This window comes from Herbiconiux solani NBRC 106740, from assembly GCF_001571005.1.
GTDB lineage: Bacteria > Actinomycetota > Actinomycetes > Actinomycetales > Microbacteriaceae > Herbiconiux > Herbiconiux solani.
The window spans coordinates 1-11,736 of record NZ_BCST01000016.1; the positions used below are offsets into that span (position 1 = coordinate 1).

The window sequence follows — 11,736 nt, forward strand, 5'->3', positions numbered from 1 at the left end:
GGGCGGCGCCCCGGGGCCGCTCGCCGTGCTGGCGCCGACACTCGTCCTGCTCGCCGTGACCGCGGCGTTGATCCTCGCCGCCACCCTCGTGGCCGCCCGCTCGGCACGCCCCCGCCCGGTCGGTGGGGCCGTCGGCCGGTCGAGCCGCGGTGGCGGGGGCGGGTCGGTGGCTCGGTTCCTGGCGGGGCGCACGGTCGCGATGCGTGCATCCGTCTTCGCGGCGGCCGCCCTCGTGGTGGCCCTCGCCGCTGGCGGAGCCGTCTACGCCGCCGCCGTCACCGCCACCGCCGGCGCGCAGAACTCCACGGCGGCCGAGCGCATCGCCGGAGCCGACCTGCGGCTCGCCCTCGCCGTCGACTCGACGGTCGGCGCGGGCGTCGCCGGACCCGACTCCTCCCGGTACGCCGCCCTCCCCGGCGTGGCCGCGGCCTCGACCGTGCTCGCCTCGTCGGCCACGATCGCCCGCGACGAGGTCACACTGCTCGGCCTTCCCGCCCCCGCCCAGCGGGCGATCACCGGGCGCGACACGGTGACCCCGGATGCGCCGACGCCCGCCCTCGACGGATCCGCCCTCGCGGTCTCACTGCGCACCGATCCCACCGCCTCGCCCGGCGTCGCGGGCGGCGACCCGGGCGCGGCGCTGGGCGCCGACGCGGCAGACGCGTCCGGCTCAACCTCGGCCTCGGCCTCGGCCTCCCCCGGTACGACCGCCCGGCCCGGGGTGCTCGGCGTGCGGGCCTGGGTCGCGGATGCCGACGGCGCCCTCGCGGCCCTCGACCTCGGCACGGTCGACATCGCGGCGACCACCACCGAGGCCGGCGCGACGCTCACGGCCAGCCTCCCGGCCGGCCCGGAGCCCTTCCACCTGCTGGCGCTCGACGTCTCGCTCGCCCGCTCCCCCGTCGAGGGCGACCTCGCCGTCGACCTCACGGCGGTCACCGCGACGGGCGGTTCGCCGATCGACCCGGCGCGGCTCTCGGCGGATTCGGTGAGCGTCTCGGCTCAGCGGACCACGGCGCGGGTGCAGGTGGATGCGCCCACCACCCCGGTCCCCGTCACCGTCACGAGCGCGCTCGCCTCGCACCTCGGGCTGGCCGTCGGCGATTCCCTCGACATCACCCCCACCTCGGGCCGGGTCGTCGCCACGCGGATCGCGGCGGTCACCGACGGCATCCCCGGTTCGACCGACCCCTGGACCATCGCCGCCGACCTCACCGCCCTCGACCGCGGGGTGCTGGTCGCCGGCGGCTCGGTACCCCAGGCGAACCAGATCTGGATCGCGGCGTCGGCTCAGCCATCCTCTTCACCCAGCGCCTCCACGACCATCGACCTCGCGACACCGGCAGTGGGCGTCACCACGGTCCCGTGGTCGCTCGTGACGCGCGAGGGGTCGACCTCGGACGGGTTCACCGGCCCGGTGGTCGGCGCCCTCTGGACCTCCGCCGCCGCCGCGACCGCCCTCGCCGTTCTGGCCGTGCTGGCGGCCGCCGCCCTGCTCCGCCGTGCCCAGCGCCGCGAGCGCGCCGCGCTCAGCGCCCTCGGCATGACCGACCGTCAGCAGTCCCGCCGCTCGGCCCTCCAGACCTCGCTCACCGTCACGGTCGCCGTGCTGGCCGGCCTACTTGCCGGAGCAGCGACCGCACTCCTCTGCGCGGGGCCGGCCACCGCATCCCTCGTATTCGGCCTGGCCGCCACGACCCCGGCGGTGATCGGATGAACCGGGTCGCGCTCCGGATGCCCGCCCTGCTCAGGCGCACCGTACGTTCCGCGCCCGGCGCCACCGTCGCGCTCGCGGTGCTGGCCGCGGTCGTCGGCGGTGCGGGGATCGCCGTCCCGGCCCTGCTCGACCACGCTCAGACCGCCGCGGTGCAGCACGACCTCACCGACGGCGTGCGCCCCGGCCGCCTCGACGTCGTCGCCACTGCGCTCGGCGGCCCCGCCATCGGTCCCCGCCCGGGCACCGCCCCCGCCACAGGCAGCACCGGCAGCGGGACCAGCACCGGCGAGACGGGCACCGGTGCTACCGGCACGGGCTCTGGCACCACCGGCGACACGGGCACAGCCCCGGGCACGACCGGCGACACCGGCACGACCGCAGGCGCCACCGGCAGCGACACCGGCACCGGTACCGGCGGCACCGCCAGCGGGACCACCCCCACCCCACCCCGCGACCCCTCGATCGACGCCGTGTGGGGCGCCGACGACCAGGCGCTCCGCGACATCCGCTCGACCGTGCCACCCGCACTCGACGGGGTGCTGGATGCGCCGCGTCACGTGGTCGTGTTCCCCGAGCTCTTCGCCTCGGCGGCCCCCGGCGGTGGACCGTTCCCCACCACCTCGATCTCGCTCGCCCTCGACCCCGACTTCGCCTCGCTCGTCACCCTCGTCGACGGGCGACTCCCCGACCCGGCCGCCCCCGCCGCGACCACGACCGGCACCACGGGCACCACCGGCCAGAACCCCGCCACCGGCGAGTACGTCTACGGCTCCCCCTCCACCCCAGTCGACCGCGAACCCGTCGAGATCGCCCTCGCCGCCCCCTCGGCCGACGCCATGAAGTGGAACCTCGGCGAGACCCGCGAACTCGCGGTGCCCGACGGCGGCCTCCAGGCCGTCACCCTCACCGGCACCTTCACCCCCCTCGACCCAGTCGACAGCACCTGGGCGAACATCCCGGCCTCGATCGAGCCCGAGATCAAGCCGGCCGGCGACGGCGGACTCATCACCTACGGCTCCGCCTTCACGAACGCCGCCTCGTGGACCGTGCTGTCGACCCTGCCCGCTCACTCCACCTCGACCGTCTGGCTGCCGGTCGACCGCGACGCCGTCACGGCCGCGAACGCACCCGCCGTGGCTGACGCGATCCGCGCCTTCACGCGCATCCACTACACGCTGCCGGCGCCCGACCGGGCGTCCGACCCCACTCAGACGACGGATGCAGCAGCCGGCACCTCGACGACGGATGCCGCAGCCGGCACCCCGACGACCCCCACCACCCCCTACCCCTACGACGCACCCGCCGCCGAGTACGCCTTCACCTCGGCCCTCCCAGACGCCCTCGACGACTCGGATGCGCGCACCGCCGTCACCGACGCCTTCCTCGTCATGACCGCGAGCGGCCCGGCCATCGGCATCCTGGCCCTGCTCGTGCTGATCGCGGGCGCCGTGCGCACGGCACGCTCCTCGGCCTATTCGCTCCTCGCCGCGCGCGGAGCCTCGACCGGGCAGCTCACCGGCCTGCTCGCCGGCGAGGGGCTCGCCGCCGGCATCGCGGGTGCGGCGATCGGCGGGATCACCGGAGCCGGGGCCGTCCTCGTCCTGCAGGCCTCGACGCCGGTCAATGCGGCGGGAGTCCCCGCGTATGCGCTGCCTGCGCCTGGCTTGATCGCGGCGGCGGTGCTGGCTGCAGCCCTGCTGCCGGCCCTCGTACTCACCGCGCAGACGGCGCTGGGCCGGATCGTCAACCGGGCCGGGCGCGATGGCGGCGCCGGCGGGAGCAGCAGCGGCGGCGACACCGGGGCGGCCGCGCTCGGCCTCGGCTCCAGCTCGGCCGGCTCCAGCTCGGCCGGCTCCAGCTCGGCCACCACCCCCCGCGCCCCCGCCCTGGCCGCCGCCCGCCTCGCGCTCGAGGCCCTCCTCGCCCTCGTGACCGCGGCCGCCGTGGTCGACCTTCTCCAGCATCCCGGATCCCCCGACGCCCTCGGCGCCCTGGTTCCCGCCCTGCTCGCACTCTGCGCCTGCGCGGTCGCGGCCCGGGTGTTCCCGCTGCTGCTCCGGGCCGCCCGCACGGCCACCGCGTCCCGCCGCGGAGCGATCGGCCTGATCGGTGCAGCCCGCGCCGCAGCCCCCTCTGCCGCCGGGGTCGTCGTCGTGGTCTGCGTGCTCGTCGGCCTCGCGGTCTCGCTGTTCTCCGCCGCGTTCCTCAGCACCGTGCACTCCGGGGTCGACGACGCCGCGGCCGGGCAGGTCGGTGCGGATGTCGCGGTCAGCGGCCCGGGCTTGACCACCGACGTCACCCAGGCCATCGCCGACACCCCCGGGGTCGAGGCCTCGGCCGCGATCGTCGGTGACGCCCCCGTGACCGTCACGGTCGGCTCGGCCCGCAAGCTCCTCCGACTCGTGGTCACCGACACGGCCGCCCTCGCCCGTGTGCAGCAGGGCCTCCCGGGTGCGATCACCCTGCCCGAGCCTGACACGAGCACCGGCACCGGCACCGGCACCCTCGGCACGACGGATGCCGCCGACCCCGACGCCCCCATCCCCGTGATCGCCTCCGACACCGCCGCGGCCCTGCTGGGCGGTGAGAAGTTCGCGTTGCGCGGGCATCCGCTCACCATCACCGCCACACACTCCCCGCAGGTCGCGTTCACGGCCGCCGAGAACTGGCTGCTCGTCGACTCCTCGGTCTCGGGCGCGGTGATCGACACCTCGGGCCTCGCCGACCTGGTGCTCGTGCGCCTCGACGACGGGGCGGATCGGGATGCGACCCTGGCCGCCATCCAGACCGCCGCCGGCCCCGAGGCGCGGCTCGTCACACCGCAGTCGGTGGCGGATGCGGTAACCGCCAGCCCCCGCGTCGCCACCCTCACCGTGGCCCTGATCACCGCGACCGGGGTCTCGATGCTGCTCGCCGTGGCGGCGATCGCCCTGTCGGCCGCGGCCGGCCGGCGCTCGCGTGGGGTGCTGGCAGGGGTGGTCGAGGCGCTCGGTGTCTCCCGCCGGCAGGTCCGCGCGCTGGGGCTCTGGGAGGTCGCGCCCCCGGTGATCGTCGCGGGCGTGCTGGGGGTGCTGACCGGCATCCTCGTGCCCTTCGCCGTGCTGCCGTTCGCGGGCGCGTCGGCGCTGACCGACGGCACCGGCGAACCGCCCGTGGTCGTCGACCCCCTGGTGTCGGCGGCGATCGTCGCGGTCTTCGCGGTCGCCGCGGCGGCCACCGTCGCCGTCACGACCCGACTGCGCCGCACCCGGCCCCGCAGGGCCACCCCAGCGACCGACGACCGAGAGCGACGAGGATGACGAGCGTGACCCCTTCCCCCACCCCCGACGTGCTGTGCGCCGACCTCGTGCGCGTCTACCAGTCGCGCGGCGTCGAGGTGCAGGCGCTTCAGGGCCTCAACCTGCGGGTCGACCCGGGCGAGCTCGTGGCAATCGTCGGCGAGTCCGGATCGGGCAAGTCGACGCTCCTCGGCATCCTCTCCGGGCTCGACACCCCGACGGCCGGCACGGTGCGCGTGGCCGGACACGACCTGCTGGCGCTCACCCCCAAGCAGCGGGTCGGCTTCCGCCGCCACGACGTCGGCTTCGTCTGGCAGCAGACCGGGCGCAACCTCCTGCCCTACCTCACCGTGCAGCAGAACATCGACGCGGTCACGTCGATCGCCCGAACCGGCAGCCCGGCCGAGCGCGCCGCCCGCAGTGACGAGCTGATCGCGCTGCTTGGGCTCGAGGCCCTCCGCGACCGCCGGCCCGAGCTGCTCTCGGGCGGGCAGCAGCAGCGCGCCGCCATCGCCGTCGCCCTGGCGAACCGTCCGCGCGTGCTCTTCGCCGACGAGCCGACCGGCGAACTCGACGACGCCGCGAGCATCGACGTGCTCGAGGCGCTGCGCTCGGTGAACGAGCAGAACGGCGTCACGACCGTGATCGTGACCCACGACCCCTCGGTCTCCGAGCACGTGCGGCGCACGGTGCAGATCCGCGACGGACGCACCTCGACCGAGACCGTCCGCAGCACCCGCACCGACGAGCACGGCGCCGAGCAGGTGCACGCCGAGGAGTTCGCGGTGCTCGACCGCGTCGGGCGCCTGCAGCTCCCGGCCGAATTCACCGCGGCTCTCGGCCTCCACGACCGCGTGCGGCTCGCGCTCGAGCCCGACCAGATCGCAGTCCGCCCCGACGAGACCCAGGAGCCGCGCCCGTGACCGACGCCGACCGCCCCGCCCCCGCCCCGCTCACCCGAGCAGCCGCCCGAGCGGCCGAGCGAGCTGCCGAGCAGTCCGCACCCACCGCATCCCGAACCCCGACCGACGGCACACCCACCTCCTCCACCCCCGTCGTCAGCGCCCACGACCTCACCCGCGTCTTCCGCACCCCCGCCGGCGACGTGATCGCCTGCGGGGGCATCACGCTCGCCGCCCACCCGGGCGAGCTCGTGGTCGTGCGCGGCGCATCCGGAGCCGGCAAGACCACCCTCCTCAACCTCCTCGGCACCCTCGACACCCCCACCTCGGGCACCGTCGCGATCGACGGCGAGCCCGTCGCCGGCATGAGCGACGAGCAGATCGTGCTGCTGCGCCGCAACACCCTCGGCTTCGTCTTCCAGGACTTCGGCCTGCTCGACGACCTCACCGCCCGCGAGAACATCGGCCTCACCCTGCGGCTCCGCCAGGTGGATGCACGTGAGCGCGACGAGCGTGTCACCGAGGCCCTCGCACTGGTCGGCCTCGCCGATCACGCGAACCAGCGCCCCGAAGAGCTCTCCGGCGGGCAGCGCCAGCGCGTCGGCATCGCCCGCGCCCTCGTCGGCGACCCCCGGCTGCTGATCGCCGACGAGCCCACGGGCCAGCTCGACAGCGGCAACGCGGCCTCGGTGATGGATCTGATCGCCTCCCTCACGCACTCGCGCGGCCTCGCCGCGGTCGTCGCCACGCACGATCCGGCGTTCGTGTCGCGCGCCGACACCGTGATCACGCTCCAGGATGGTCGGGTAATTTAATTAGGCAAGCCTTACCTAGTTAAGGGTAGGCTAACCGAAACCCTTCCAGTTCGCTGGGAATCGCCGCGCACCGCGGCGCCCTCCCGCCGACCGACTCGGAGTCTTCGTGAAATCCATTCCCTCGCGGGCGCGCTCAGCCGCCGCCCTGGCGACCGGCCTCACCGCCGCGCTCGCCCTCTCCGCCCTCGTCGCCGCACCGGCATCCGCCGCTCCCGCAGCAGCCCAGGCGGCCCCGGCAGCCCCGGCAGCCCCGGCCGCAGCCTCGGCAGCAGCCCCCGCTGCGGTCGGCTCTCCGATCAGCAACGCGGTCTTCCACTGGGGCCTCAACAACGAGAGCAACAACCGCTCGTACTCGGGCGCCGTCAACTTCTTCAGCGCCGGCAAGATCGCGAAGACCAACGCCGCCGACGTGATCCTCGAGCCGGAGTGGAAGGCCACCGACGGCAACACCACGATCGAGAAGCAGCAGGCCGACGGCTCCTACGCCACGGCCACCTGGGCAGGCCTGTCGACCACCCCGGCCGGCGCGCCCCTCGGCCTCCCGACCGCGAAGACCTACAGCGGCAACCGCGTCGCGATCGCGAAGGGCACCGGCACCGTGGATGCGGCGGCCGAGAACGCCGACCTCCGCTGGGACGGCGACTTCACGGTCGCGTACTACGGCGGCCTGACCCAGTTCTTCGTCAGCGACCCGCACCTCGTCGTCGCCGGCGGAGAGGGCAGCATCACCGCGACCCTCAGCGGCTACCAGTCGGACATGGCGAACCCCGACCTCTACGTGCCGATCGCCGACACCACGGTCACCATCGCCGACCTCGGCTCGGTCGACGTCACGCCGACCGGCTTCGTCTCGACCCCCGACTACCTCGGCGTCTCGGTCACGCTCCCCGCGGGCTCGACGCAGGCGAAGTCCGGCGACACCTGGGGCGCGTTCCCGCAGAGCTTCGTCGACTTCCAGCAGCTGACCGGCCAGACCTCCTATTGGTACTCCAGCGGCAGCGGTACGGATGCGGGCAAGGTCACCACCCCGCTCACCGTCGACTACTCGGTCACGCAGACCCCGACCGTCACGGTCTCGAAGAGAGACGACCTGAACCCGGCCGGTGAGACGATCACGGTCTCGGGCTCCGGCTTCCTGCCGAACGCTCCCGCCACCTCGGGCACGCGCCCGCCGCTGGCCGGCCAGTTCACCGGCACCTACATCGCCTTCGGCACCTTCCTCGACACCTGGAAGGCGTCGGAAGGCGCCCCGAGCTCGGCCCGCAAGGCCGACGGCGTCAACACCAAGTGGGCCATGCGCGCTCCCCAGCTCGCCTCGGTCGACCCGACCGGCGCGGCCGGTGGCGTGCTGCTGAACGACGACGGAACCTTCTCGGTCACCATGACCGTCAAGAAGGGCTTCAGCGGAGCACTCGCCGACGGCAACTACGGCGTCTACACCTACCCGGCCGGCGGCGCGGTCTACGCCCCCTTCGAGACCTACACCCCGATCACCTTCACCCCGGCCGTCGACCGGCTCTCCGGTGTCGACCGCATCGCGGGTGCGATCGCGGTCTCGCAGGAGGCCTACCCCGAGACGGCCGGCACCGCCTACGTCGTCTCCGGCTACAACTTCGCCGACGCCCTCTCCGCCGCCCCGGCCGCGGTGAAGGAGCACGCACCCCTGCTGCTGACGGCCCAGGATGCGCTGCCCACCGCGGTCAGCGACGAGCTGAAGCGTCTGAAGCCCAGCAAGATCGTCGTGGTCGGCGGGCCGAACTCGGTCTCCGACGCGGTCTACACCGCTCTGACGGGCCTGACCGGCGACTCGGTCGTGCGCATCCAGGGGGCCGACCGCTACGCGACCTCGCTCGAGGTCGTGCGCAACGCCTTCGGTGGCGCGACCGTGCCGAACGCTTACGTCGCCACCGGCGCCAACTTCCCCGACGCCCTCTCGGCGAGCGCGGCGGCAGGAACCAAGGGCGAGCCCGTCGTGCTCGTGCCGGGCACCGACAGCGCGGTGAGCCAGGCCACGAAGACCGCCCTGGCCGGCCTCGGCATCTCGAAGGTCACGATCGCGGGCGGCCCGAACTCGGTCTCGGAGGGCGTCAAGGCATCGCTGGCGACCGTGACCGGCGTCACCTCGGTCGAGCGTCTCGACGGCCCGGACCGCTTCAGCGCCTCGATCGCCATCAACAACGCGGCGTTCAGCTCGGCCGACCAGGTCTTCCTCGCCACCGGCTACAACTACCCCGACGCCCTCGCCGGCGCCGCACTCGCGGGTCTCCGCGGTGCACCGCTGTACGTGGTGCCGACGGACTGCGTGCCGGCCGGCGTGCGCTCGGCGATCCGCTCGCTCGGGGCCGACACGGTCATGCTGCTCGGTGGGCCGAACTCCCTGAGCGCCTCGGTCGAGTCGCTCACCGTCTGCCCGTAACCCCGCCGGGGCGGTCCCCCCGGGCCGCCCCGCCCGCTCACCCCACTCGGGCGCACCCCCGAATGCCCTCGATCCGTCAGTTGTCGTCGCTATTCCCCACGGATGGCGACAACAACTGACGGGTCGAGGGCATTCTGCGGTTCGTAGGGCACTCTGCGGCTCAGAGCTGCAGGAACGCCCGCGCGTCGACCTCGAGCCGCTCCCGGCTGAGCCCGCGCTCGACCGCGTGCACCACGGGGTCGGTGTCGGCCATGTCGAACGGGTAGTCGCTGCCGAGCAGTACGTGCCCTTCGCCCGCCTTCTTCGCGAGCAGGTCGAGGGCATCCGTGTCGTGCGTCACCGTGTCGAGCCAGAGCGAGCGGAAGCCCTCCTCCGGCGGCACGCTCGACCCGGCCGAGACGTCGGGGCGGGCGTGCCAGGCGTGGCTCCAGCGGCCGAGCAGGTCGGGGGCGCACCCGCCGCCGTGCACGAAGCAGATCCGCAGCTCCGGGATGCGCTCGGTCACCCCGCCGAGCAGCACCGACGCGATCGCGGTCGCCGTCTCGACCGGGTTGCCGATGAGGTTCACCAGGTAGTGCTTCGCGAGGGTCGGCGACGGCAGCTGCATCGGGTGCACCAGCACCGCGAGCCCGAGCTCGGTCGCGCGGCGCAGCACACCCTCCAGCGGTTCGGCGTCGAGCGACCCGGCCCCCAGGAGCGGCGGGATCGCCACGCCCAGGATGCCCGGGGTCGCGGCCAGCTCGCCGAGCTGACGGGACGCGGCATCCGGATCGGCGAGACTCACGCACCCGAAGCCGGCGAACCAGCCCTCGCCATCCGTCACCACGCGCGCGAGCTCGCCGTTGAACGACTCGACGTACTCCCCGGTGCCCTCCGCGGTGCCGAGCGCGAAGGCGAATGGCGGCGCCGAGAGCACCCGGGAGCCGATGCCGGAGCGCTCCATGTCGGCCCGGATCGCGCTGACGTCGCTCATCAGCCGGGTGTCGATCGAGAGCGGGGTGTCGCCGATGAACATCTGGCCGTCGCGATCGGTGATGCCGCCGAAGGGCGCGCCCGGCGGGAGGCCGAAGAGGTCACGGGGCAGCCAGTGCGCGTGCACGTCGATCGGGCCGGGGCGCAGGTCGACCTGCCGGCGATCCGTCACGGCGCTCACAGCACGAGCGCTTCGTTGTCGCTGTCGAGGTGCTCGACGGTGGTGAACACGAGTTCGGTGTCTCCGACGTTCTGGATGTCGTGCAAGAGGTACTCCCCTGGTCCGAAGTGGAAGTGGCGGGTCTCCCCGGCATCGTACGAGACATCGCGGGTGGTGCCGTCGAAGGTGTGCTGCCGGCTCGTCCCGGCGTTGACCGCCGTCCAGAAGTAGTCGAGCACGTGCCGGTGCGCGTGCCAGCGCTCGCCCGGCGCCAGACGGATCTCCCAGACCCGCACCCGGCCGTCCTCGCTCAGCAGGCGGGAGCCGACGGCCCCGTCGAAGGCGTGGTCGGCGAACTCCTGGCGGAGCTCGTCGCTCCAGCCGTCGAAGTCGGTGCCGATCAGGGTGCCCGCCAGGGGCAGGTCGGCGAGGAAGTCGCTCATGATGATCTCCGTTCGGATGCGGGACGAGGGTAGGTAGGGAAGGGTTGGGGTGGATGACGGGGGCGGGAGAGCGGGCCGGTTGGCTGGCTCAGGCGACCGCGCCGGCGCCAGCGCTCGCCCGGTCCTCCGGGTACAGCACGCCCGGCCCGTAGAGCCCGAAGCGCAGGCTCGGGTCCCCAGGGGTCCAGGTGCCGAGGAACTGCGAGCGGTCGCCCATCTCCATCACGCGCTCGAGCAACTGCCGGCTCAGTTCGAGCTGACTCGGCTCCCAGGCGGCGAGCGCCGCGGGGATGTCCCCCTCGGCGGCGACCAGCGCATCCCGCAGCGCCCACGCGTCGGCGGCGGCCTTCGCGGTGCCGGCGGCGGCGTGCGGCCGGGCGCTGCAGGCCGCGTCGCCGATCAGGGCCGCGCGGTGCAGCGCCATCCGCTTCGACCGCACGTCGAGCACGACCTGCAGGTAGGGCTCCGCGGTCGCGAGCACGACCTCGGCGGCGGCGGGGGCGAGCACCGCGGCCGCCTCCTCGCGGAGCTCGGCGATGAACCGTTCCTGCACCAGCCCGGGCGGAAGCGACACCGCGCCGACCATCCCGTTGGTGCCGGTGAGCAGCTCGGTGAGCTCGGGGCCCTCCGGCACGTTGCGGTACCAGACGTAATTCATCAGCTGGTGCTCGGCCTCGACGCCCTCCTCCCCCGGGATCGGGTAGAGGGTGATGTGCGAGTTCGGTACCACTGAGTAGGTGATCGCGTCGCCCATCAGCATCTGCGTGATCGGGGTGAGATCCCGCAGCGGGACGGTGCCCCGCCACCCGACGTACCCCGAGTACGACGGCACGGCATCCGGATCGAACTGCTCGCGGGCCGGCGAGTTGATCCCGTCGGCGAAGACCACGAGGTCGGCGGTCTGGCTGCTGCCGTCGGTGAAGTGCACGGTGGCCGTGTCGCCGCTGTCGTCGAACCCGTGGGCGGAGGCGCCGAGGTGGTAGTGCTCGGTGCCGAAGTCGTGCAGCAGCGCCCGGTAGAACGTGCCCCAGGA

At 74.0% G+C, this 11,736-nt stretch carries 8 protein-coding genes; 5 read left to right on the plus strand and 3 right to left on the minus strand.

Annotated elements, in window-relative coordinates; genetic code table 11:
* The 5 genes from HSO01S_RS19170 to HSO01S_RS19665 all read left to right on the plus strand — a co-directional run.
* The coding region (locus HSO01S_RS19170) for a hypothetical protein (protein WP_169800007.1) at nt 1–1,717 on the plus strand (1,717 nt) is incomplete at its 5' end.
* Nucleotides 1,714–5,016 (plus strand): FtsX-like permease family protein, encoded by a 3,303-nt coding sequence (locus HSO01S_RS18040; RefSeq protein ID WP_066044124.1) that lies wholly within the window; start codon nt 1,714–1,716, stop codon nt 5,014–5,016. The genes HSO01S_RS19170 and HSO01S_RS18040, both read left to right, overlap by 4 nt.
* Nucleotides 5,013–5,918, plus strand: a complete 906-nt coding sequence (locus tag HSO01S_RS18045) for an ABC transporter ATP-binding protein (RefSeq protein WP_066044127.1) — start codon at nt 5,013–5,015, stop codon at nt 5,916–5,918. Before HSO01S_RS18040 ends, HSO01S_RS18045 begins: the two co-directional genes overlap by 4 nt.
* Nucleotides 5,915–6,712, plus strand: a complete 798-nt coding sequence (locus HSO01S_RS18050; protein ID WP_084361831.1) for an ABC transporter ATP-binding protein — start codon at nt 5,915–5,917, stop codon at nt 6,710–6,712. Before HSO01S_RS18045 ends, HSO01S_RS18050 begins: the two co-directional genes overlap by 4 nt.
* A gap of 106 nt (nt 6,713–6,818) precedes the next feature.
* Nucleotides 6,819–9,128, plus strand: coding sequence for a cell wall-binding repeat-containing protein (locus HSO01S_RS19665; RefSeq protein ID WP_066044130.1), 2,310 nt, complete (start codon nt 6,819–6,821; stop codon nt 9,126–9,128).
* Between the two features lie 160 nt (nt 9,129–9,288).
* Here the strand turns inward: HSO01S_RS19665 and HSO01S_RS18060 are convergent, their stop codons facing one another.
* From HSO01S_RS18060 to HSO01S_RS18070, 3 genes are all read right to left on the minus strand, one after another.
* Complete coding sequence (locus HSO01S_RS18060; protein ID WP_218003840.1) at nt 9,289–10,281, minus strand: amidohydrolase family protein; 993 nt, start codon at nt 10,279–10,281, stop codon at nt 9,289–9,291.
* Nucleotides 10,278–10,703: a cupin domain-containing protein gene (locus HSO01S_RS18065; RefSeq protein ID WP_066044133.1), complete on the minus strand. Its 426-nt coding sequence runs from the start codon at nt 10,701–10,703 to the stop codon at nt 10,278–10,280. The genes HSO01S_RS18060 and HSO01S_RS18065 overlap by 4 nt, the downstream gene beginning before the upstream one ends.
* 88 nt (nt 10,704–10,791) lie before the next feature.
* On the minus strand, nt 10,792–11,736 hold a 945-nt coding region (locus HSO01S_RS18070), incomplete at its 5' end, for an FAD binding domain-containing protein (RefSeq protein ID WP_066044136.1).

What these genes read in the sequence shown, in the direction of transcription:
- HSO01S_RS18040 (WP_066044124.1), top strand. Translation starts at nt 1,714, where the DNA reads ATGAACCGGGTCGCGCTCCGGATGCCCGCCCTGCTCAGGCGCACCGTA.
- HSO01S_RS18065 (WP_066044133.1), bottom strand. Translation starts at nt 10,703, where the DNA reads ATGAGCGACTTCCTCGCCGACCTGCCCCTGGCGGGCACCCTGATCGGC.
- HSO01S_RS18045 (WP_066044127.1), top strand. Translation starts at nt 5,013, where the DNA reads ATGACGAGCGTGACCCCTTCCCCCACCCCCGACGTGCTGTGCGCCGAC.